Origin of the sequence: Pseudomonas sp. A014, assembly GCF_052378495.1 — a bacterium.
In the GTDB taxonomy this organism is placed as follows: Bacteria; Pseudomonadota; Gammaproteobacteria; order Pseudomonadales; family Pseudomonadaceae; genus Aquipseudomonas; species Aquipseudomonas machongensis.
Map to the genome: position 1 here is coordinate 5231011 of NZ_CP199001.1, position 22438 is coordinate 5253448.

The 22438-nt window shown below is 65.4% G+C and carries 21 protein-coding genes; 9 read left to right on the forward strand and 12 right to left on the reverse strand.

The window, feature by feature from the left end; all coding sequences use genetic code 11:
• Nucleotides 1–28: 28 nt before the first annotated feature.
• The 3 genes from ACTYOL_RS24295 to ACTYOL_RS24305 form a co-directional block, all read right to left on the reverse strand.
• Nucleotides 29–2164, reverse strand: a complete 2136-nt coding sequence (locus tag ACTYOL_RS24295; RefSeq protein ID WP_444757220.1) for an autotransporter outer membrane beta-barrel domain-containing protein — start codon at nucleotides 2162–2164, stop codon at nucleotides 29–31.
• 150 nt (nucleotides 2165–2314) lie between these two features.
• Complete coding sequence (locus tag ACTYOL_RS24300; protein WP_153774057.1) at nucleotides 2315–3103, reverse strand: AraC family transcriptional regulator; 789 nt, start codon at nucleotides 3101–3103, stop codon at nucleotides 2315–2317.
• A 39-nt stretch (nucleotides 3104–3142) separates the two neighbouring features.
• Nucleotides 3143–4420: an acetyl-CoA C-acetyltransferase gene (locus ACTYOL_RS24305; protein WP_444757221.1), complete on the reverse strand. Its 1278-nt coding sequence runs from the start codon at nucleotides 4418–4420 to the stop codon at nucleotides 3143–3145.
• A gap of 162 nt (nucleotides 4421–4582) precedes the next feature.
• Here ACTYOL_RS24305 and ACTYOL_RS24310 point away from each other — a divergent pair, with 162 nt between their 5' ends.
• The 7 genes from ACTYOL_RS24310 to ACTYOL_RS24340 all read left to right on the forward strand — a co-directional run bounded on the left by ACTYOL_RS24310 (nucleotide 4583) and on the right by ACTYOL_RS24340 (nucleotide 11354).
• Nucleotides 4583–5935: a 3-oxoacyl-ACP reductase gene (locus tag ACTYOL_RS24310; protein WP_054895197.1), complete on the forward strand. Its 1353-nt coding sequence runs from the start codon at nucleotides 4583–4585 to the stop codon at nucleotides 5933–5935.
• A 2-nt stretch (nucleotides 5936–5937) separates the two neighbouring features.
• On the forward strand, nucleotides 5938–6789 hold the full coding sequence (locus ACTYOL_RS24315) for a MaoC family dehydratase (RefSeq protein WP_200604004.1): 852 nt from the start codon (nucleotides 5938–5940) through the stop codon (nucleotides 6787–6789).
• A gap of 110 nt (nucleotides 6790–6899) precedes the next feature.
• Nucleotides 6900–7205 (forward strand): MazG-like family protein, encoded by a 306-nt coding sequence (locus ACTYOL_RS24320; protein WP_054895198.1) that lies wholly within the window; start codon nucleotides 6900–6902, stop codon nucleotides 7203–7205.
• Entirely contained in the window at nucleotides 7202–7951 is a 750-nt protein-coding gene (locus ACTYOL_RS24325) for a methyltransferase domain-containing protein (protein WP_197892393.1), read from the forward strand. The genes ACTYOL_RS24320 and ACTYOL_RS24325 overlap by 4 nt, the downstream gene beginning before the upstream one ends.
• A 22-nt stretch (nucleotides 7952–7973) precedes the next feature.
• Entirely contained in the window at nucleotides 7974–8606 is a 633-nt protein-coding gene (locus ACTYOL_RS24330) for a DUF4136 domain-containing protein (RefSeq protein WP_063546260.1), read from the forward strand.
• 18 nt (nucleotides 8607–8624) lie between these two features.
• Nucleotides 8625–9185, forward strand: a complete 561-nt coding sequence (locus ACTYOL_RS24335) for a DUF4136 domain-containing protein (protein ID WP_054895201.1) — start codon at nucleotides 8625–8627, stop codon at nucleotides 9183–9185.
• 204 nt (nucleotides 9186–9389) lie between these two features.
• On the forward strand, nucleotides 9390–11354 hold the full coding sequence (locus tag ACTYOL_RS24340; RefSeq protein WP_444757222.1) for a pilus assembly protein TadG-related protein: 1965 nt from the start codon (nucleotides 9390–9392) through the stop codon (nucleotides 11352–11354).
• Here ACTYOL_RS24340 and ACTYOL_RS24345 read toward each other — a convergent pair.
• A complete protein-coding gene (locus ACTYOL_RS24345) occupies nucleotides 11339–13978 on the reverse strand; it encodes an ATP-binding protein (RefSeq protein WP_444757223.1) in 2640 nt (879 codons plus the stop codon). The two genes, ACTYOL_RS24340 and ACTYOL_RS24345, sit on opposite strands and share 16 nt — an antisense overlap.
• On the reverse strand, nucleotides 13975–14418 hold the full coding sequence (locus ACTYOL_RS24350) for a TadE/TadG family type IV pilus assembly protein (RefSeq protein WP_200603108.1): 444 nt from the start codon (nucleotides 14416–14418) through the stop codon (nucleotides 13975–13977). Before ACTYOL_RS24350 ends, ACTYOL_RS24345 begins: the two co-directional genes overlap by 4 nt.
• 76 nt (nucleotides 14419–14494) lie before the next feature.
• On the opposite strand from ACTYOL_RS24350, the gene ACTYOL_RS24355 reads away from it, so the two are divergent.
• Both ACTYOL_RS24355 and ACTYOL_RS24360 read left to right on the forward strand, forming a co-directional pair.
• The gene (locus tag ACTYOL_RS24355) at nucleotides 14495–14965 is read left to right on the forward strand and encodes an A24 family peptidase (RefSeq protein ID WP_054895204.1); all 471 of its coding nucleotides are present in this window, start codon (nucleotides 14495–14497) and stop codon (nucleotides 14963–14965) included.
• 122 nt (nucleotides 14966–15087) lie between these two features.
• Complete coding sequence (locus ACTYOL_RS24360; protein ID WP_153774065.1) at nucleotides 15088–15864, forward strand: response regulator transcription factor; 777 nt, start codon at nucleotides 15088–15090, stop codon at nucleotides 15862–15864.
• Between the two features lie 127 nt (nucleotides 15865–15991).
• On the opposite strand, the gene ACTYOL_RS24365 is transcribed toward ACTYOL_RS24360, so the two are convergent.
• Genes ACTYOL_RS24365 through ACTYOL_RS24395 form a run of 7 tightly spaced genes read right to left on the reverse strand, consistent with a single transcriptional unit; the run spans nucleotide 15992 to nucleotide 22433 of the window.
• Nucleotides 15992–16252 (reverse strand): DUF3613 domain-containing protein, encoded by a 261-nt coding sequence (locus ACTYOL_RS24365; RefSeq protein WP_153774066.1) that lies wholly within the window; start codon nucleotides 16250–16252, stop codon nucleotides 15992–15994.
• A gap of 17 nt (nucleotides 16253–16269) precedes the next feature.
• Nucleotides 16270–16971 carry a tetratricopeptide repeat protein gene (locus ACTYOL_RS24370; protein WP_444757224.1) on the reverse strand — a complete coding sequence of 234 codons (702 nt, stop codon included), beginning with the start codon at nucleotides 16969–16971 and terminating at the stop codon, nucleotides 16270–16272.
• A 10-nt stretch (nucleotides 16972–16981) separates the two neighbouring features.
• A complete protein-coding gene (locus ACTYOL_RS24375; protein WP_197892397.1) occupies nucleotides 16982–17869 on the reverse strand; it encodes a type II secretion system F family protein in 888 nt (295 codons plus the stop codon).
• Nucleotide 17870: 1 nt separating this feature from the next.
• Nucleotides 17871–18752, reverse strand: a complete 882-nt coding sequence (locus ACTYOL_RS24380) for a type II secretion system F family protein (RefSeq protein WP_153774069.1) — start codon at nucleotides 18750–18752, stop codon at nucleotides 17871–17873.
• A complete protein-coding gene (locus ACTYOL_RS24385) occupies nucleotides 18749–20005 on the reverse strand; it encodes a CpaF family protein (RefSeq protein WP_054894182.1) in 1257 nt (418 codons plus the stop codon). Before ACTYOL_RS24385 ends, ACTYOL_RS24380 begins: the two co-directional genes overlap by 4 nt.
• Complete coding sequence (locus ACTYOL_RS24390; protein ID WP_153774071.1) at nucleotides 20002–21192, reverse strand: pilus assembly protein; 1191 nt, start codon at nucleotides 21190–21192, stop codon at nucleotides 20002–20004. The genes ACTYOL_RS24385 and ACTYOL_RS24390 overlap by 4 nt, the downstream gene beginning before the upstream one ends.
• Nucleotides 21189–22433: a type II and III secretion system protein family protein gene (locus tag ACTYOL_RS24395; protein ID WP_125931334.1), complete on the reverse strand. Its 1245-nt coding sequence runs from the start codon at nucleotides 22431–22433 to the stop codon at nucleotides 21189–21191. Before ACTYOL_RS24395 ends, ACTYOL_RS24390 begins: the two co-directional genes overlap by 4 nt.
• Nucleotides 22434–22438: the final 5 nt, after the last annotated feature.

The window sequence follows — 22438 nt, forward strand, 5'->3', positions numbered from 1 at the left end:
CCGCAACCCTCGGTGTGGCGCGCCTCACTCAGAATGAGTGGCTCAGGCCGAGGTTGATCCCATAACGCTGATCAACATTGCGCCCGCGGGCAGCCTCAACCTCCGTGCTGATTGTCCAGCCTGACAGCACCTCGGACGATACGCCCAATGCCATCTCGGTGCGCCCGCTGCTGAACCTGTTGTCGAGTTCATGACCGTTGAGGCTGACCCTGCGCGTGCCGCCCAGGTTGTCCATCACCGCGATGCGGCCATGGGTCGACAGTTCCAGACCATTGTTCAAGACGATGGCGCGCCCCCCCTTGATACCGAGCGTCCCCATATTCAGGTGTTGGTTGGATGACTCGACCTCAAGCCCATTACTCAAGCTGCTGCGCTGCCCCTGCACGATCGCGGCACTCAGTTGTACAAAAGGCTGCACATACCAACCTTGATCAAGGCTCAAGCGACGACCAGTCTCCAGCGTGAGCCCATACCCCCCCTGACGGCGATTGCCGGACACCTTGCGTCCATCGTGAGCCCGGGCATCGAGGGTGCCATCGAACAGGTTGAGCTTGAGCGCAGCATCGGCGTAGTAACCGGAGTTGTCGCCCCAACCGGCATACAACGCGGAGAAGTAGCTGTTCAGTGTTGCAGATGAGCCGCGCTGCAGGCCAATCGCCGAATGACTGAGCCCCACTGCCGCACCGACCCGCCAAGTATCATCGAGCAAAGTATCAGCGCCCAGGGCAAAGCCACCAACGCGCTGGGTATAGCGGGTGCCGACTGCACTGTCGACATCAAAGCCGGTCGTGCCGGTATGCATCCACAACCCGGCTGAACCACCATTGGTCCGCAGTTTTTCGAGGCGTCCGACAACCCATCGGGACTCGACCTGCGACGCGGCTTCAAGCGAACTGTCGAACGCCATCGCCGTCTCACCGGCATTGCTCAGTCTCGCCTTGCCCCGCATGTCGACCTGTGGCCGCAAACTCCACTGGTCACCTTCGCGGACCAACTCGTGAGCAAAGGCCCCTGCATCGACCGGGCCGGATGCCAGATCGAACGTCGCATCACCACTGCCGATTCCGACCACCGGCCCTTGTGGCTCATGGCCAGAACTTGCCAGGTGCAAGGCAAAGCTGCCGCTCGCATGACTGTCTATCTGCAAGCGGCTATAGTCGAGCCAGAACGTACCTTCTCCTTGCAAGGTGTCGGCTCGCAGGCTACTGCCTGACTGCACGACCACCGAACCCTGGCGCAAGTCGAGAGTCCCGACCTGAGCGTCCGCTACCGTCTCCCACCTGGACTGCGCGCCAATCTGCAACTGCTGGACATTATGTAGCTGGCCTCGTAACTGCGCCGCATTGTCCAGGGTGATATCAGCACTGGCACCCTGCTCGACGCGGATGTCGCCTTCCAGGCGACTGTTGCTCACGTGAAGCGAGGCCTCGCCCCCCTCGATGACCTCAAGCAGCACGCCGTTAGCGCCTTTGAGTTGGCCTCCCTCGGCCACCCGGATGTCCACCTGTGCGTCACGAACCACTACCGCACTACCCTGCAGACCCTCGATCAGACTTGCTTGAACAACGACCTGATTGGACAGATCCTTTTGCCAGAACTCCGGTGTACCGACTTCCAGGCCGACGCCCCCCGACACCACGGTCCCTTCATGCAACGCAAGTGTTCCGCCCTTGAGTACAACACCTGCTCTGTCACCGTGGATGCGCGAACTGCGCGCGTGCAGATCAGCCGAGTCCAACTCCACCCCAGTGGTGGCACCGCGCACACTGCTGCCGCTCAAGATTGCCGTAGACGTCAAAGTGCCATCGCCCAGCGTTCCAAGGGCCATACCGATGGAGCCTGTGCTGACTACCGTGGCATTGGTCAGGTTGACCGCACCATCCACGATGCTGATCGCAGCCCTGTCGGTCGAACTCACCTTGGCTCCCTCGACGTTGACCTGACCGCCGTCGAATCCAGTGATACGCCCGGTCTCGGCGCCCGGGCGCACGTCAAGACGCGCTCCGCTGCCCAGGTGCCAATCCTCGACAGGGTCTCCAGGGGAGACCAGCGCAAACTCGCCAGGCCCCAAGTCCGCGGCATTGGCAGCCAGACTTGCGGCCAAAGTGAACGTCAGGGTTACCGCCAGCGGATGGCGCCGCAGTAAAATCAGTGATCCAGTCATGGAAATGCCTCTCAGGATATTGGCTCGAGAGGCGGACGTTACGTTGGAGCAAAAAGAAGATCGGTCAGACAGTTCCGTATGGATCGTGAGAAGCGAGTTGTTCGCATTGACCGTTCGAAATAACGTCGGATAAGACTGGGTCGGTCGTCGCTAGAAACGAAGCTCCCCAGGCGTCGCACCGAACAGTTGCTTGAACGCCGCGATATAGGCCGATGTCGAGTCATACCCGCAGCCTAGTGCTGCATCGGTCACGCTCTCCCCCGCCTCCAGCAACGCCAGCGATGACAACAGCCGCATGCGCTGGCGCCAGTTACGGAAGCTCAGCCCCGTTTCGCGCTGGAACAGGCGCATCAGGGTCTTCTCCGAGCAGCCCAACTGCAGTGCCCATTGCTGCAGGGTCTGCGCCTGGTCGGGCGCGGCGATCAACTGATTGCACAGCGCAAGCAACCCGGCATGACGCGGCAGCGGCAGCGAAAATCCCACCTGCGGCAACGCCTGCAACTGGTCGAGCAAGACGGCTACCAGGCGCGCCTCGGCGCTGTCGCCTTCGGGATACGACGCTGGCATCTGGCAGAACTGCTTGATCAGCTCCCGAGCCAGCGGAGTCACTTCGAGTACCCGGCATTCGTCGGCAGCCCAGGTACAGGCATCGCGACGCACATACAGGCTGCGCATCTCGGCCTGCATCGAGGTCACCACTTCGTGTTCGAGACCGGCCGGGATCCACACCCCCCACTGCGGTGGCGCGAAGTAGCTGCCATCGCTGGTGTAGACCCCCAGCACACCGCTGATCGCATAGGAAAACTGCACCCAATCATGTCGGTGACGCGTGGTCCAGGAACCCGCGCCGAGGCTTTCGGCACGGGCGTAAAGTGGCCTGGGCAGTTGCTCGAGGTCGGGGATGGCGCGGGGGGCGGAAATCTGTCCGAGGGTCTGCATGGCACTGTTTATTGTCGTGGGTCCGACAAGGTTAACACCTCAACGCTCGACGATCGCAGTCACCCCCTGCCCGCTCGCCGCGCAGATCGAGATCAGCCCACGCCCCTTGCCCGCCGTGGCCAGCAGCTTGGCCATGTTGGCCAGAATGCGCCCGCCGGTAGCGGCAAACGGATGCCCTGCCGCAAGCGAGCTGCCCTTGACGTTGAGTTTGCTGCGATCGATCGAGCCTAGCGCGCCCTCCAGCCCCAGGGTGTCGCGACAGTAGCGCTCGTCCTCCCAGGCCTTGAGTGTACAGAGCACCTGGGCCGCGAAGGCCTCGTGGATTTCGTAGTAATCGAAGTCCTGCAGGCTCAGGCCATTGCGCGCCAGCAGCCGCGGCATGGCATGAACCGGCGCCATCAGCAGCCCCTCCTGGCCTTTGACGAAGTCCACCGCCGCGGTCTCGCCATCGACCAGATAGGCGAGTACGGGTAACCCGCGCGCCTCGGCCCAGGCCTCGCTGCCCAGCAACACCAGCGAGGCGCCATCGGTCAGCGGCGTGGAGTTGCCGGCGGTCAGGGTGCCTTGAGCGCCCTTGTCGAACACCGGTCTGAGCTTGGCCAACTGCTCAGGGGTGAGGTCCGGGCGCAGGTTATTGTCGCGGGTCAGGCCGAGGTAGGGCGTGAGCAGGTCGTCGTGCCAGCCTTCGGTGTAGGACGCAGCCAGATGGCGATGACTGAGCAGTGCCAGTTCGTCCTGTTCGGCACGACCGATCTGCCAGGTCTGCGCCATGCGCTCGCAGTGCTCGCCCATCGACAGCCCAGTGCGTGGCTCGCCGTTGCGTGGAAACTCAGGTTTCAGGAAGCTCGGACGCACCTTCAGGAAGGGCTTCAGGCGCTCGCTCAACTGCTTGCCCCGGTTCGCCTGCAGCAAGACTCGGCGCAGCCCTTCATTGATGGCGATCGGCGCGTCCGAGGTGGTATCCACGCCGCCAGCAATGCCGCTGTCGATCTGCCCTAGGGCGATCTTGTTGGCCACCAGCAGTGCTGCCTCAAGGCCCGTGCCACAGGCTTGCTGGATATCGTAGGCAGGGGTGTGCGGCGACAGGCGTGAACCGAGCACACACTCGCGGGTCAGGTTCATGTCCCGCGAATGCTTGAGCACCGCCCCCGCCACCACCTCGCCCAGTCGCTGGCCATGCAGGCGATAACGCTCCACCAGGCCTTCCAGGGTGGCAGTGAGCATCGCTTGGTTACTGGCAGTGGCGTAGGCGCCATTGGAGCGGGCGAAGGGGATACGGTTGCCCCCCAGGATCGCGACCCGTCGAGGTGAATGCATGCGCTGATTCCTCCTGAAACAATTTGATCCGATTGGATGACGGGCTCAAGCCCTGTCACTTCGGCTAGGTTGGCTACAGCCTAGGCGTTTTTGCCGCATTCGAACGACCTTGCCACAAACATGGTCCACACTTGCATGCTTGCCTTCAGGGAGACCCGCACCATGAGTGACCGCTATCTCGGCTTTGCCAACTCCAACCTCGGCCGCCGCCTGGTCGACGCCCTCGGCCTGCCGCGGCCGGCGCCGCTGGAGCGCTGGCAGGCCGGACGCCTGCGCCCGATCGAAGGCGCGCTGGTGCTGGGCGGCGGGCCGCTGGTACGCAAAGTCGAAGCCATCGCCCCGGCACTCACCGACGAGCGCTACAGCTTTGCCGGCGAGGACCTCGAGGCTCCCGCCTGGGTCGCCGGGCTCGGCCCGAAACTCAAGGCAGTGGTGTTCGATGCCAGTCATCTGTCCGACAGCGACGAGCTTCGGCAGTTGCGCGAATTCTTCCAGCCGCTGCTGCGCAGCCTGGCACCCTGTGCCCACGTGGTGATCCTCGGGCGCCCCCCTGAACAGGTCGAAGCGCCCCAGGCCAGCGTCGCCCAGCGCGCCCTCGAAGGCTTCAGCCGCTCGCTGGCCAAGGAGCTGCGCAACGGCGCAACGGCGCAACTGCTGTACGTCGCGTCCGGCGCAGAGGATCAGCTCGAAGGCGCGCTGCGGTTCTTCCTTTCACCCAAGAGCGCGTTCATTTCCGGCCAGGTGCTACGTCTTGAAGCCTGTGCAAGCCAGGTGCAGGACTGGACGCGACCGCTGGCAGGCAAACGCGCATTGGTCACCGGAGCTGCCCGCGGCATTGGTGCATCCATCGCCGAAACCCTCGCCCGTGACGGCGCCGAGGTGATCCTGCTGGACGTGCCGCCAGCGCAGAAGGACCTCGATGCCCTCGCCGCACGTATCGGCGGCCACGCCCTGGCCCTAGACATTTGCGCCAGCGATGCCTCGGCCAAACTGCTCGAAGGGTTACCTGAGGGCATCGACATCGTGGTGCACAACGCCGGCATCACCCGCGACAAAACCCTCGCCAACATGACCCCGGAATACTGGGACGCGGTCATGGCAGTGAACCTCAAGGCTCCCCAGGTGCTGACCCAGGCCCTGCTCGACGCCGGCCAGTTGCACGACAACGCGCGCATCGTGTTGCTCGCATCGGTCAGTGGCATCGCCGGTAACCGGGGCCAGGCCAACTACGCCGCGAGCAAGGCCGGCCTGATCGGTTTCGCCCAGGCATGGGCGCCTAAACTCGGCGCGCACGGCATCAGCATCAACGCAGTGGCACCCGGCTTCATCGAAACCCACATGACCGCCGCCATGCCCATGGGACTGCGCGAGGCTGGCCGTCGCCTGAGTTCGCTGGGCCAGGGCGGACGCCCACAAGACGTCGCCGAGGCTGTCGCCTGGCTCGCCCAGCCCGGCACTGGTGCGGTCAGCGGCCAGTACCTGCGCGTCTGTGGGCAAGCACTGATGGGGGCATGAACATGAACCGGACATGGCAGGACCTGCACACCCCCGATACCCGCACCCGGCTTTACCTGCGAGCGCTCGGCAAGCGCAAGATCAGTGGCGACCGCCTGCCCACTGGTGGCCTGCGTTGTTTCCTGCGGGTCGACCCGACAAACCTTGCGGCTTATCGTCGCCTGTGCCACTTCAGCGACGATGGTCGCCTGCCGCCCACCTATCCGCACGTGATCGCGTTCAACCTGCAGTTGCAACTGCTGACCGCCAGCGACTTCCCCTTCCCCCTGCTCGGGCTGGTGCACCTGCACAACGAGATCCAGGTGCTGCGCCCGTTGGGCGCCATCGAAGGCCTGCGTTTTGCCGTGCATGCCGACAACCTGCAGGCACATCCCAAGGGTGGCACCTTCGACCTGGTCACCGAGGCCCAGGACGGGCTGGGTCTGCTCTGGCGCGAAACCAGCCGCATGCTGGTGCGGGGGCTGAAGCTCGAAGGCGAAACGCACGGGGCCAACGATGAGCCAGCCATCGAAACGCCGGAAGTGACGCGCTGGTATGCCGACAGCGATATCGGCCGCCGCTACGCCAAGGTGTGCGGCGACTACAACCCCATCCACCTGAGCGCGGCGAGTGCCCGGCTGTTCGGCTTCCCCAAGGCCATCGCCCACGGCATGTGGAACAAGGCCATGGCGCTGGCGGCACTGCGCGGGCACCTGCCGGTGGCGGGCTATGGGTTCGCGGTGGACTTCCACAAGCCGGTGCGCCTGCCCTCGGAGGTGATACTCGGCGCGACTGCCGCTGGGCCGCAAGGGCAACTGAATCTGACCGGGCACGGGGGCCTGCTGCACATGACCGGCAAATGGAGCGCCCTGTAACCAAATCAAGCACGCGCCAGGGCCGCTCCCTCGGCTTCAACAATGGCCGCCAATTCACTTGATTTGCTCCCTGGCGCACCCGAAGCTATGCGCCAGAAGGAGAGCCCTCGATGAACCTGCAAGAACTGACCGACCGCCTGCACCGGATCCGCGACAACAACGACTGGCGCGGCTTCCACAGCCCGAAGAACCTGGCCATGGCCGCCAGCGTCGAGATGGCCGAGCTGGTGGAAATCTTCCAGTGGCTGAGTGAAGACCAGTCACGCCAGCTCGCTCCCGAGCAGCTCGCCCACGCCGGCCAGGAAGTCGGCGACGTGGTGCTCTATCTGTTGCTGCTGTGCAGCGAGCTGGGGCTGGACATGGAAACCGTGGTGCGGGCCAAGCTCGCCGACAGCGAGAGGCGCTTCGCCCGATGAACGACCGTCATTTCGATGAGCTGGCCAGCCGCTTCGCCGAGAAGATCTACGGCGGTGCCAAAGGCGCGATCCGCCTGGCGGTGCTGCAGGCGGACCTCGCCGAAAGCCTGCCCGACCGCCCCCTGCGCATCCTCGACATCGGCGCGGGCCTGGGCCACATGGCGCTGTGGCTGGCACAGCGGGGGCACCAGGTGACCCTGGCCGAGCCCGCCGCGCCGATGCTCGACGGCGCCCGCGCGCGCTTCGCCGAGGCCAACCAAGCCGCCACCTTCATCCAGGCCCCCTGGCAGGACCTGCTCGGTCAGCTCACCGAGCCCTTCGATGTAGTGCTGTGCCACGCCGTGCTCGAATGGCTGGCCGAACCACACAGCATCCTGCCGGTGCTGCACCAGCTGACCACACCGGGCGGCTGGCTGTCGCTGGCGTTCTACAACCGCGATGCGCTGGTCTACCGCAACTTGCTCAAGGGTCACTTCCGCAAGCTGCGCAGCGACCGCCTGGCCGGCGAAAAACAGAGTCTCACCCCGCAAAAACCTCTTGATCCGCGAGAACTGCGCGCGCAACTTGAACCCATGTGGCAGGTCGAAAGCGAGAGTGGGGTCAGGGTTTTCCACGACTACATGCCCAAGGAATTCCAGGACAAGGCCGAGCTGCTCGACCTGCTGGAAATGGAATTGGCCCACCGCCGTCATCCGAGCTTCGCCGGGCTCGGCCGTTACCTGCACTGGACCTGTCGCCCACGCTGATCTCGCCTGCCGGGAGGAATACATGCCTTACCGTCTGTTGTGCCTGGCCTTGCTTCCCTTCGCCCTGGCGGCGTGCCAGAGCAGCAATCCCTATGTCGCCAGTTCCCGGCCACTGCCACCGGCGCCGCCCCAGGCTGCGACCACCTTCGATGCCAGCGCCTACCCGGCCGCGCCACGCGACTATGGGCGCTATCGCAGCTGGAGCTGGCGCAACGGCCAGTTACCCAGCGGCAGTGCCAATGCCGATCCTGCGCAACTGGCCGATGCCATCAGCGGTGCGCTCGACCAGCATGGCCTGCGCCCGGCACGCGGCGCCAGCGGCGATCTGCTGGTCAGCGCGAACCTGCGTCTGGAACGTCGCCTGCGCCAGGTCCGCGATTACGACTACGATCCCTACTACGGCCCCGCTCCCTACGGCGGCATCGGCTATGGCGGCTACCGCAACGGCTATGGTGCCTACGGCAGTGTACCGATCGTGCGCACCTACGAAGTCGAGGTGATGGTGGTGCGCATCGACCTGTTCGATGCTCGCAACGGCCAGCCAGTGTGGAGTGCCAGCGCCGAAAGCGGCAGCGAAAAAGGTTCGCCGCGCGACCGTGAAAATGCCTTGCGCGAGTCGGTGCGCAAGGCCCTCAGTGGCTACCCTCCCAGTTAACGCGTCAGGAGAATCATCATGTTGCGCCGCCTCGTTCTGCTGTCCTTCGCGCTGCTGGTCGCCGCCTGCTCCAGCAACAACGTCACCCAGGATTTCGATGCCAGCCGTGACTTCGCCGCCTACCGCAGCTGGGCCTGGCAGGAACCGGCCCTGCAATACCGCCCGGACGATCCGCGGATCAAGAGCGATCTCACCGAGCAGCGCATCCGCCAGGCCGTGGCCGACCAGCTCGACCAACGCGGCCTGCGTCCGGCACAAGGCAGCGCCCGGCCCGATGTGAAAGTGCGCGCCTACCTGATCGTCGAAGACCGCCAGCAGCAGGTCACCACCAACTATGGCGGGGCTTGGGGTGGCTACTGGGGCGGTTACTGGGGTGGGCCGATGTACAACGAGACCCGCAGCGTCGACTACAAGGTGGCGACCATCCAGGTCGACCTGTTCGATGGCCGTGACGGCAAGTTGGTCTGGCGCGGCAGTGCCGAGCAGATCATGAACAGCTACCCGCCAAGCCCGCAGGAGCGCAATGCCGCGATCCAGAAGACAGTGACCCAGGTGATGAGCAACTACCCACCGCGTTGAGACCCAACGCCTATCTGTAGGAGCGGGCTTGCCCGCGAACACGGGCGTAGCCCGTGCCAGGCAGCGCGGTGTTTTTTTCGCGGGCAAGCCCGCTCCTACAACCAGGTGGCGTGAAGGCTGAGAAGAGGCAAGATGCCATCATCCTGACTACACTCCTTTGACCGCAGCCGCGATGCCTGGCCTTCGGCCTGCAAAGGAGTGCCCGTGGTTTCCTCTTCCGCTGCGCGCCAACGCGGCGCGATCGGCCTGATGGCCGTGATCACCCTCGGTATGGCCCTGCTGTTCCTGTTGCTGGCAATCGACAGTGGGCGGCTCTACCTCGAACAACGCAAGCTGCAGCGCATCGCCGACATGGCTGCGCTGGAAGCCGCCGGGCAGTTCGCCGTGTGCATCGGCACCGGCCCACAGGCCAATGCCATCGCCCGCAATGCCGCCACCCGCAACGGGCACGCCCCCGGCAACCCGCTGCAGGCCAGTTGCGGCTACGTGCAGACCGGCGCCAACAGCCTGCGCAGCTTTACCCGTGACGACAACCGCAACGAAGCGATCCGGGTCGATGTCAGCAACACCGTCACCACCAGCGTCGCGGCGGGGGTGTATGCCCTGGTCCAGGGCAACGGCGTGCCGCTGACCACAACCTTGCAGGCCCACGCTGTCGCCTCCGCGCCACTGCCGCCGCAGGCGATGCTTAGCATCCGCACCACCCTGGCCACGGTCGATTCGCGCCAGTCGGTACTGCTCAACGCCCTGCTCGGCGCCCTCGGTGGTGGTGTGCAGTTGGACCTCGCCGGCTGGAAAGGCATCGCCGCCACCGACATCAAGTTGCTCAGCTATCTCGATCAACTGGCAGTCGATCTCAACCTCACGGTCGGCGACTACAAGCAGTTGCTCAACGCCAACGCCACCGCCACCCAACTGCTGCAGGCGGCGGTCAAGGTGTTGCAACAAAGCGGTGCGGCGCTGGAGGTGGTGACCAACCTGGGCAAGGTCGCCCTGGGGGCCGGCAACGGCACGCTGGTGCGCCTGGGCGATATCCTCGACATCCAGAACGGCACCGCCCAGGCTGGCCTGGATGCCAGCATCCAGTTGCTGCAACTGGTGCAAGGGGTGATCCAGCTGGCCGCCAGCGAAAGCGCCGCCAACGTCGACCTGCCGCTCAACGTGCTCGGCCTGGTCAACGGACGAGTTCGCCTGAAGGTCATCGAGCCGCAGCAGATCTCCTCGGTCGGCGACCCGCGTACCGACGAACTGCGTGTGCACACTGCCCAGGTGCGGGCGATGATCTCCCTCGACCTGCCCTTGCTCGATGGCATCTTCGGCCTGGTCAACGCCGTGCTCGACCTCGCCGCGCCGCTGACCAACGTGATCAACAACCTGCTCAGCCTGAACCTCGCCGCCACCGTGCAATCGGTGCTCTGCCTGCTCGGCGTGCCCTGTACGGTCAGCGATATCGTCCTGGTGCCCGGCAAGCTGCACCTGGACATCGGCCTGGAAGTCGCCGAAGCCAGCACCCGCCTCAATCCTGCAGCCCCCGATACCTTCAGTTGCTCACCCAAGCGCCTGACCACCCGCAACCAGAGCTCGGCGGTCAAGATCGCGGTAGGCCAGTTCGCCTCACCGGATGAGTTCTTCACCAACGGCACCACTGCGGTGAAGGCGTTGCCCCTGATCGACATCGGCACCAAGCGCTGCACCCGGCTGTTGATCCTGCCGCTCGGACAGTGCGAGGAGCGCATCCCCTTCGTCGGCGGCGGCATCGGCCTGCGGGTGGACAGCAAGGTGCTGGGTAGCGGCGCACTGGAGCGCGCGCTGACCTTCCAGGCCCCCGACAGCGTACCGCCGAACATCGGCCTCAAGCCTGCCTTTCTACCCATGAGAACCGCCAACGACAACGTGGTCGGCAGCCTCAGCGATACCCTGCTGGGCATTCACCTGGAAGCCTACCGGCCGACCGCCAACAACAGCGGCCTGGGCCAGGTGCTGGTGCTGGTGGGCGGGGTGCTTGATGGCGTCAAGGCGATACTCGAGCCGCTGATCAAAGGTCTGCTCAGCCCGCTGCTCGACCCCTTGCTGAACGTGCTGCTGAAAGTGCTGGGCATCGACCTGGTCAACGCCGAAGTCGGCGCCAACCTCAGTTGCTCGACAGGCCGTGCTCAACTGGCACTGTAGAGCGGCAGCAGTATGCAGAAGCACGCGCCGTCCGGGCCGTTGAGTACCTCGAGGCTGCCGCCCATGGCCTCGACGATGCCATGGCTCACCGACAGCCCCAGCCCCGTGCCGACACCCGCGGGCTTGGTGGTGAAGAACGGCTCGAAGATGCGCCCGAGCAGGCGCGGATCGATGCCACCCGCGTTGTCCTCGACCTGCAGGCAGACGCGCCCCTCGACCCGCTGCTGGCTGACCCGGATGGCCGGTGCCAGGGGTTGGCGTTCGAGCAACGCGTCGCGGGCATTGATCGTCAGGTTGATCAACACCTGCTCGAGCTGGTCCTGATGCCCCAGTACCGTCAACGCCGACTCGGGCGCCACGATATGCAAGGCCACACCCTTGCCCCGAAGCCCCTCGGCCAGCAACGCGGCCGCACCTTCCACCGCGTCCCAGGCCACGAATGCCTGACGCTCCGGTTCAGAGCGACGGCCATAAACGCGCATGTGCTCCACCAGCCGCGCCGCCCGCTCTACCTGGGCCTCGATGCGGTGCAGCTTGTCGGTCAGGTAATCGGTATCCGCCGCGCCGTTCTCCAGACGCTTCAAGGTATTGGCCACGGCCATGCGCATCACGTTCAGCGGCTGATTGATCTCATGCACCAGCCCGGTCGCCAGCTCACCTAGCGTCGCCATCTTCGCGCCCTGCAACAACTGGCGCTGGCTGCGTCGCACCTCGGTGTTGTCACGCCCCACCGCCTGGATCTCCTGGAGCCGCCCCTGCCCGTCAAACAGGCCGCGGTCAGCCCACACCCACCAGGCGTTTTCCCGCCCCGGCAGTTGCAGGCAGATCTCCGCGCTGCTCAAGGGCTGCTCCGGGGTCAGCGTTGCCAGGCGCTGCTGGAACGCACTGCGTTGCGCGTCGGACATCCACTGGCCAAGGTTCATGCCGGCAAGCTGCTCCGGCGCACACTCCAGGTGGTCAGCCAGCGGACGGTTACCGAACAGGAGTTCGAGATCGGGACGATAGCGGCAGATCATCGCCGGCGAATCCTCCACCAGCACTCGATAACGCTCCTCGCTGTGGCGCACGCGCTCAGCAGCCTCGGTCGCCTCACTGACGTCCAGCCACAGCCCGACCACCTCCACGGGCTGGCCGAGGTCGTCGCGCAGCAGACGGGCTTCATCGAGTACCCAGTGATAGCCACCCGACTGGTCGCGCAGGCGGTAGCGGCAGCGCGCCTGGCCATCGCGCAGCAGTGTGCGCGTGCGCTCCAGCCACAGGCTGCGGTCGTCAGGGTGCACTGCCAGCCCCGGCTGACGAGCCTGTTCGCTGTCGCTGTGCCAGCCCAGCATCGGGGCCAGGCTGGCGCTGAAGAACTCGCTGTGCAGCGCACCCTCGGCATAGCGCTGGATATAGATCACGGCCGGCGAGCTGGCGATCAGGTTCTCCAGCCGTGCACGGGCGGCGCCAGCCTGCAGTTCCTGAGCCTTGAGCGCACTGATGTCGAGCAGAAAGCCGCGGACCTGGCGCCCCTGCATTTGCCCCACCCAGTGCAGCCAACGCGGACTGATCTGCGGGGCGTGCTCGTGCAGGCGCAGGCTGAGGCTCAGGGCACGGCCTTCACGCAGTTGCTCGAGCGCCAGCTGCGCGGCCTCGCGATCCGCCGGGTGCACTCGCGCCAGCCATTGCTCGACGGTGATTTCACGCGGCAGGTCGAAACTGGCCGCCAACGCTGGGTCCAACTGCAGCGGCCCCTGCAGTGGCCACTCCCACCAACCGGCGCCCAACTGCCGCTGCAGCGCCTCGAGGTGCTGGTCGCTGCGCTGCAACTGGCGCTGTCGAAGGCGCGCCAGCAACGGGTCCAGCAACGCCTGCAAGAGCCGCTCTCCCGGCTCGTGCACAGGCGGCGACCCGCTCGCCACGCACAGCAGACAGGCCTGGATGTCCGGCCCCAGCCGATAGGGCAGCAGCGACACCGGCAAGCCGCCGCACAAGACCTGCAATTCGTAACGCTCGCACGCATCGAGCTCGCCCCGTAGCGCATACTTTTCAAGCCACGGCCGCAGTTGCCCGTCATCGGCCCAGGGCCAGTCGTCGCCACTGTCGGCATGGCTGCGCCAGACGCCGGCCTCCAGCAGCATCAGCCGCACCGAATCGGCCTGCCAGTACTCGACCAGGCGCTGCAACTGCTCGCCGGTCACCTGCGCCAGGCGCTCCTCGCCGCAGTCGCGTACCGCTCGGCCGATGTCGCCAGCCAGGCGCTGCAGGCTCAAGCGCTGCCCCTCGTGGTCGTGCGCGCGCACCAGGTCGCCGATATCGAACAACTGCAGCAGCCAGCCCTCGGCCTGACGTTGCAGCCAGCCACGGGTGTGCAGTGCCTGCCCGTGCACGGTACGAAAATCCAGATCCAGCGGCTGTCCCTGCCAATCGGCGGGATCACCTTCGAGCACCAGCCAGCTATGGTGCTGCAGGTAATCCTGCACCCGTCTGGCATGCTGGGGCGGCATGGCCAACAGGGTACGCAGCGGGCCAGACAAGCGCAGCACCTCACCCTGCTCGTCGAGCCACACCTGAAGACCGACCGCCAACGGCGCCTCGGCCACCGATGTCTGGCCACCCAACCAGCGATCAAAAACGCCGCTCACAGTTGCAGGCTCGCTTGGGCCTGCAAGCGCTGGGGCAGCCGCGGCACTTCGCCGATCAACGGCAGCACCAGCACCGGCATGACATTGGTCAGTTTGTTTTTCGGGTAGTCGATGGTCACGGTCAGCAGGTTGCCGGGAGCCAGTACGATCCGTGCATCGGTGGCGGGCTGAAAGTCCAGCGCAGCGGGCATCCAGCTCAGTTGCTGGGCGATCACCTGGCGTGCCAGGTTCTGGACATCGTTGGCATAGGTGGCGCTGTTCGGGTCCAGCGCCACGCAGCGCCGCACCGCCTCGCTGCTGGCCTGGTTGAACGACTGCAACATGAGCATCGGCAGGCTGTAGCTGACCAATCCGTAGAACACCGCGAAAAAGATCATGAAGACTGCGACAAACTCGATGGCTGCCGCGCCTTTTTGCCGTACTGCCAAGCTTGCTCGCATGTTCACGTCTACCCTGACTAGAAGTCCTGAGTGACAGCATAGAACCCGTTCAACGAATAGGGATGGCCAATTGCCAATGCAAAGCATTGTTCTCCTGATGTGGCTTGCCTTGTGCACCGAACAAGATGTCCGTGAACGGCAGATCTCCAACACCCTGACCCTGGGTGTCGCCGCCTGCGCCCTGGCCTGGCTGTTCGCCACCGGGCACAGCTGGATAGGTGCCGATGCCAGCGATGCGGGCTGGGCCTTGGCCATCGTCATGCTGCTGACCCTTCCCGGCTACATGCTCGGCCGCTTCGGCGCCGGCGATGTGAAACTGCTCGGCGCCCTGGCCCTGGCCACCAGCCACCAGTACGTGCTCGGCACCTTCATCGGCGCAGGCGTGACAGTGCTGGTGTGGATGCTTGGCCGACGCCGCCTGTGGACCCTGGCCAACCCCAAGGTTAAGAAGCGCCTGCAGCGCCTGGCCGAGCAGGTGGGCGACAAACAACCGTTCGCACCCTACGTGCTGGCCGGGTTTCTCCTGACCGCCGTCTGGATCCAATGAATGACCAGTGGGTCGAATCCGCGTGTATAGACCTTGTACATAATTTCAAAGTGCGACTACTTTTCTTAAGGGCCAGGCTGTCTGGCCAACGGAGCGGGGCCCGTACCAACAGGGAGTTGAACGTGAACAAGTCTGCTAGTGAGGTGAAAGTACTGGTTGTGGACGATCAGCCGTTGATCGTCGAAGAGCTTTGCGAATATCTCGAAAGCGCGGGCTACCACTGTGTGCCGGCGCACTCCACGGCGCAGGCCATCGAGCGCTACGGCGCGGACGAGTCCATTGGCCTGGTGCTGTGCGACCTGCACATGCCCGAACAGGACGGCATCGCGTTGATGCGCGCGCTGAAGGACATCGCCGGGCAGCAACGGCTGTTCGAGGCGATCATGCTGACCGGCCGCGCTGACAAGCAGGATGTCATTCGCGCGCTGCGCGAAGGGTTTTCCGATTACTACCAGAAGCCCATGGACCTGGCAGAGCTGCTCGAAGGCCTGCGCCGCCAGGAAGCAGCGCTGATGGAGCGGCGCCGCAACTTCCGCGAGCTGGGTAGCCTGAACCAGCGCCTGCAGGAGCTGGCCGAATCCATCGACGACCTCTACCACGACCTGGAAAAGGCCCGTGGCCAGGGTGCCCATCGCCGGGCCGGTGACGGGGAAGAACTCGAGAACGAACTGCCACCGGTGTTCGAAAAGCTCTCGCCGCGCCAACTCGAAGTGGCCAAGCTGGTCAGCAAGGGCAAGACCAACTACCAGATTGCCTGTGAGCTGGGGATCACCGAGAACACGGTAAAACTCTATGTGTCGCAGGTGCTGCGCCTGACCCACATGCACAACCGCACCCAGTTGGCCCTGGCTCTGACGCCGCGCGCCTCGCCTGTGCATCAGCGGTTCACTACCCACTAGGTGCAGGAGCGGCGGTTCGGCGCCCCGACTTGTCCGCGAAAAAGACACCGCGCTGCCTGGCACGGGCTGCGCCCGTGTTCGCGGGACAAGTCGGGGCGCCGAATGGCCGCTCCTGCGGCTATCGCACTCAGTTGTTCGAAGACGTCATCTTGGTCCAACGATAGAAATCCGGGATCACATACTTGTAGGTGTCCAGCCAGCGCTGCATCGACTGGTCGCGCTCCTGCGCCGTTTGCACCTGCAACCGGTTCGACGCCTGCTCACCACTGGACTGCACCCGCAGCAACGCCTCGGTGGCCGTCTGCGCCTCTGCCTGGCGAGGTGGCTCCTGGGCCATCGCCATTGACACGCAAGCACACCCGGCAAGCACCATCAGATACCTGAACATGACCACCCTCCTCCTGCTCAATTGACCACCGCCTCGGCACCATTGGCCAACGCAATGGGACCACGCCCGGTGGATTTCACCTGCCTGGCCCGGGCCTGGGCATCGGCGAACTGTTCGGGGCGCAAGTGCAGGCGACCGACCAGATCGGTCGCCTGCTGCCAGTTGTCCTGTACCAACGACAGGGTCACCAGGTTTACCGCCGCCAAGGCGTTGTCGTCCTTCAGCTCGATGGCCGTGAGGAACTCGAAGCGTGCCTGCTCGTAACGCCCCAGGTTCATCAGCACCACGCCCAGGTCGTTGCGCACGCGCTCGTCAGTGGGCGCCAGGCGCACCGCGCGCTGCAGGTTCTGCAAGGCCTGCACATCATCGCCACGCGCCGAGGCGAGCTGGCCCAGACCATGCTCGCCCTCGGCCGCCAGGCAGCCCCCCAGCAGGCTGCGGTACAGGGGCTCGGCCTCACTACGCCCCAGCAAGCGCGAAACCCTGGCCTTGCGCAGGCGCACCTGGTCGAGGGTGTTCGGCAACTGCTCGAGGTGCGCCAGGCTGGCATGCGGGCGCCCCTCATTGAGCATCTCGTCCGCCAGGTTCAACGCCAGTTGCTGATCGGCATCCGGCTTGCCGCAGCCCGGGACACCGAACAATGCACCCAGCCCCTGCGCCGACTGCCCGGCACAACCGCCTAGCAGCAGCATGCCGGTGAACAACAGGATCGTTTTCATCCATCTCTCCCTAGACGCCCAAGGCCCGTGCCAACGCAGAAAAACCTGGCCCGGCCAGGACGATGAGCAAGGCCGGGAACAGGAATACCATCATCACCGCCGACATCTTTGCCGACATCTTCGACACTCGCTCCTGCAGGTGCGTGAGGCGTCGATCGTCGAGCAGCGCCTTGAGCGCCAGCAGCGACTTCATCCCGCCACTGCCCTGCACCAGCAGTTGTTGAAGGATCACGCAGGTGTCGACGAGCTCATCCACTGCCAGCACCCGAGCGGTCTTCTCCAGCTCCGGGCCGAGCGACAGCCCCGAATCCACCCGTTGCAAAACCTGGCGCAGTTCTTCGCTGATCTCCGGCACCAGTGTCCGTCCCTCCTGGCTGAGCACACGCAACGCCTGCTCCACGGCCAGCCCCGTCTCGAAGAGAATACGCAGCAGCGGAATCATCAGGCTGACCTCCTGGGCGATACGCTGTTGCCGGCGCGTGGCAGCCAGCGCCAACAGGCGCTTGGGCAACAGGTAGCCGATCACCAGCGCGCACACTGGCAGCACCAGCCAATGCAGGGCATCGACGCCGATGAAGGCATGCTGCAGCAGCAACGCCAGCCCCATGGCCAGCAACGGCAATCCCAGTTGCACGGCGGCGAACAGCGCGCGCTGGCGACTGCGACGCCAGCCGATCCGTTCGAGCAGGCCCTGGGTTTCCCCGTCGAGCGTCTGCAAGCGTTGCCCCAGCGGGCTGCTGCCCAGCCAGTGCAGCATGTCGCCCAAGCGTTCCTCGCGGGCCAGGCGCCCTTGCAGGCGCCGTGTAACCAGGTAGCGCGCACGCAACTGGCGCGAGGCCTGCAACCCCAGCAACAGGGCGACGACGAGCAGGCACAGGGCGCAGATCAGCAGGGCCATGTCAAAGACTCCTCATCATGCGCCACAGCACCAGGCAGCCGATCGCCTGCAGGGCAAAGGCCAGGAACAGCAGCCACTGCCCACTGCTGTCGCGCCACAGGCTCATCAGGTAGTTGGGGTTGACCGTCAGGAAGTAGCCGACCATGAACAGCGGCAAGGCCCCCAGCACCCACGCAGTGACACGCGTTTCGCCGGTCATGGCCTTGAGCTGGCGCGCGCCTTGCTCACGTTCGCGGATCAGCTTGATCAGGTTTTCCATCAGTTCGCTGGCATTGCCGCCATAGCGCTGATTGATGCGCAGGCCCAGGGCGAACAGGCGCAATTCGTCCTGGTCGTACAGCTCGGCCAGCTCGCTCAGCGCATCCTCCAATGGCACGCCCATCTGCACATTGCGGCGCACACGGCCCATGGTCGAATGCAACGGTTCGCGCGTGCCGTCGATGCCGCCGAGCACCGCGTCGCTCAGGGTCCGACCGGCCTTGAGGCTGCGCACGCTGTAGTCGAGCAGACCGGGCAGTTGCTCGACGAGCTGACGCATGCGCCGACGGCATCGCCAACTCAAGTACAGATAGCCCGACAGCGGCGCACCGAGCAGCACCATCAGGCCGGCCAGCCAACCGGCCAGCAACACCGCCACCAGCGCCAGCCCGCACCACGCCAGCAGCCAGCGTTGCGGACGCACGTCAGCGCTGATCAGGCCAGCCCGTTGCAGCAGTGGGTCGAGCCAGTCGCGCCGGGCGCTGCCCGTTCGAATCGTCTGGTAGGCGCGCCCCAGACGCTGCAGGACGCGCTCCTCGCCGCGCTTGTACAAGCCCAGGCGAAACAGCAGCATGGCGGCCCCCAGCAGCAGCGGCGCCAGCGCCAGCAACAACGGCCCGATCACGACACACCGTCCTGACGCAGTTTGCTGCCTGCCGGGTTCGGCGCCTCGCGCTGAAAAGTCTCACCGCCGCGCCGGTCGAGGCGGAACAGGGTATTGGTCACATATACATCCTCACGTACGCCGACCACCTCCAACACTTCGCTGACGCAACGCCTGCCATCAGGCAAACGCGTCAACTGGATCACAACATCCAGCGCCGCGCAGATCATCTGGCGCAAGGTCTTCTCGGCGATCTGTCGGCCGCTGAGGCCGACCAGGGTCTCCAGGCGCAGCAGGGCGTCCTGTGCAGTGTTGGCGTGTACGGTGCTCATCGAGCCGTCGTGGCCGGTGTTCATCGCGGTGAGCACATCGAGTACCTCGGCGCCGCGAATCTCGCCAAGGATGATGCGGTCAGGACGCATGCGCAGGGCGTTACGGATCAGCTCGCTGGGCTTGATCTCGCCATGGCCCTCGGCGTTCGGTGGCCGGGTTTCCAGACGCACCACGTGGGGGTGGTGAAGCTGCAGCTCGGCAACATCCTCGATGGTCACCAGGCGCTCGCGCGGCGCGATCATCTGACTGAGGATATTGAGCAGCGTGGTCTTGCCAGTACCAGTGCCGCCGCTGACCAGGATGTTGCAACGACGGCCCACGGCGCGCTCGAAGAAATCGAAGATGGGTTGATCGATGGCGCGGGTGGCCAGCAAGTCGGCACTCTTGAGCATGTCCTGGCGGAACTTGCGGATCGACAGGCACGGCCCGTCCAGCGCCACTGGCGGGATGATCGCGTTGACCCGGCTGCCATCGGGCAGACGCGCATCGACCATCGGCGAAGACTCGTCCAGGCGTCGCCCCAGGGGCGCAAGGATGCGCTGCATGACCCGTTCGACATGGTGCGCATCGATGAAGCGCAGGTCGGTCTGCTGCAACAACCCGGCCCGCTCGACGAACACCCGGTGCGGGCCGTTGACCAGGATCTCGGTGACGCTGGCATCGCGCAGCAGCACTTCCAGCGGGCCAAAGCCGGTGAGTTCATCGACCAGTTCCTCGGCCAGGCGCTCCATTTCGTAGCGCGACAGCGCCAGACGCAAGCGCCCGACATAGTCACCCACCTGTTCAAGGACGAACTGGGTCAACGCCGGGCGTGCACCTTCGAGCAGGTTGCGCCCGCTGTCTTCGATGGCGTCGATAGCGAAGCGATGCAGCGCACGCTTGAGCGCGTGCGGGTCGCCCGAGGCGTGGCGCTGACCGCCGAAGGGTTCGTCGCCGCTCATTTGCTACCCCACAGCCGACGCAGCCAGGGGAAGCTCGGTGGGGCGAGGTTTTCCGAGCGCCGGGCCAGGCGCTCGCCGAGGGCACGCAGGGCCTGGGTCAGGCCTTCGCGCGGGGCCAGTTCGAACAGGCTCAGGCCCTGGTTCTTCACGTTCATGCGCACCTCTGGGCAGTCGGGCATCACCTTGAGCAGCGGCAGGCCATAGCGCTTGGCGAGCGCCTCGGCATCCGGGGCGACATTGCGCAGGTAGCGGTCCACCAGCAAGCTGGCATGCTCGAGCTTCATGCCGCGGTCGCGCCACTGTTCGAGCACTTCCAGGTTGCGCCGGCAGTCCAGGATGTTCTGGTCGGTGTAGACGATCAGCTTGTCGCAATGGCTGACGATGGTACGCAGCGCTTCGCTGTCGGCATGCCCGGTCAGGTTCACGACGATGTGCTGGAAGTGTTGGCGCAAGGCACTGAGCAGCATGTACAGCTCGGCGGCGCTGGTCTGGCGCAGCGGATCGTCGTTCTCGGCATAGCTCAGCAAGCGCAGGCCGCCCTTGTCGCGGGTGAAGGCACTGTCGATCAGCGTGGTGTCGAGCCGACGCAGGTGGCGCAAGGCATCGCCGAAATAGAATGACGCCTCCAGCCCGAGCAGGGCCAGGCTGTCGCCGCGCGGCAGGCCCAGGTCGAGCAGCAGGGTCTGCTGGCCGCTCTCCTGCACCACCCGCGCGAGGTGGGTGGTCAGCAGCGCGCCATCGGCGCCGCGCTGGGCACCATAGAGCACGGTCAGGCCACCCAGTTTGGGGTTGTTGGTCACCGTCGGCAGGCGCTTGCCGAGCCTGCGCACCAGCCCGGCCACCTCGCTGGCACGCGAGCCGTAGGCGACGAAATCGCGCGCACCGGCACGCATGGCATGCAGCACCAATTGATTGTCCATGCCATCGCCCAGCGCGACGATGGCCAGCATCGGCTTTGCTTCCAGCACGCCTTCGATCAGCGCGCACTGGCTGACCAACTGCTCGCGGTCAAGGCCGATGAACACCAGGTTGCTGAACGTCACATCCAACAGCGCCAGCAATTCGTCGAGGGTGCCTGCGCTGGCGCCGATCACCTGCCCCTGCGGCGCCAGGGCGTCCTGCAGCCACTGCAGGTCGTCTTCGTTGCGGGTGATGGCCAGGTAAGTCTGGTTGAGGCTGTCGTTCATCGTGATAACCCCCCCTGACCTTCGAAGTTGCCGTTTTCCATGAAGAACAGCTGGCCCCAGCTCGGGTCGTAGGTGCGCAGTGCTTCGCCCGGCAACTGCGGCAGGCGCGCATTGGCCGCCAGCGGCTGGACCAGGTGCGGGGTGACGATCATCAAAAGTTCGGTCTCTTCGCGCACCAGCGCCGACTGGCGGAAGAACGCGCCGAGGATCGGCAGGTTGCCCAGGCCGGGGAGCTTGTCCACCGAGGAGCGGGTGTTGTTGCTGACCAGGCCGCTGATGATGAAGCTCTCGCCATCGGCCAGGGAAATGCTGGTGTCGGTGCGCCGCACGCTCAGCCCCGGCACCAGGGTGCCGGCGATGTTCACCGCGTTGTTGTAGTCCAGCTCGCTGACCTCGGGGGCAACCTTCAGGGTGATACGGTCGCGGCTGACCACGGTCGGGGTCAGCGCCAGGCGTACGCCGAACTCCTTGTATTCGATCGACACGTTGTCGCTGCCGGAGCTGGGCACCGGGACCGGGATCTCGCCACCGGCCAGGAAACTGGCCGTCAGGCCGCTGAGCACAGTGAGGCTGGGGCGCGCCAGGGTGTAGGCGAAGCCGCTGTTTTCCAGGGCGTTGATCGCCGCCAGGAACTTGCTGCTGCCACCGCCCCAGACGATGTTGAAGACGTTGTCGTCGAGCGGGATCGCGGGGCGGGTGATCGGCACCGAGCCTGGGGTCACAGCAGTATTCGGCACCGTTCCCGGCGAGCCGATCAGGCTGTTGTTCGAGCCTTTGAAGAACAGCCGCGCACCTGCCTCCTTGTACTTGCTGCGGCGCACTTCGACGAAGCGGATATCGGCCTGCACCTGGCTTGGCAACTGCGCGTCCTGAGACGGTAGCAGGCTGCCTTCTGCCATGTCGGCACTGGCCCGACCCTTGACGAACAGCATGGTCCGGTGCGGCGCTGGCGCGCAGGCGGTCCACAACATCAACGTAGTATTGCCCGGCCCCACGGCGGTCAGCAGCACCGCGCGATCGCCGCTGGCCTGCACGTCGGCGACCTTGGGCTCGCCCACCGCCGCCCGGCTGATCGCCAGCGGCAGGCGCAGTTCCTGCTGCAGGCCCTGGTCCATCTCGATCACCGAGGGCAACTGGCCGAAAGCCTCGCACCCCTTCACCGCCGCCTGGGCGTGGGGCACCAGTGCCGTCAGGAGCAGTGCTCGGCACGCATGTCGGAAACTACGCTCGGAACGTCGCATCGCTG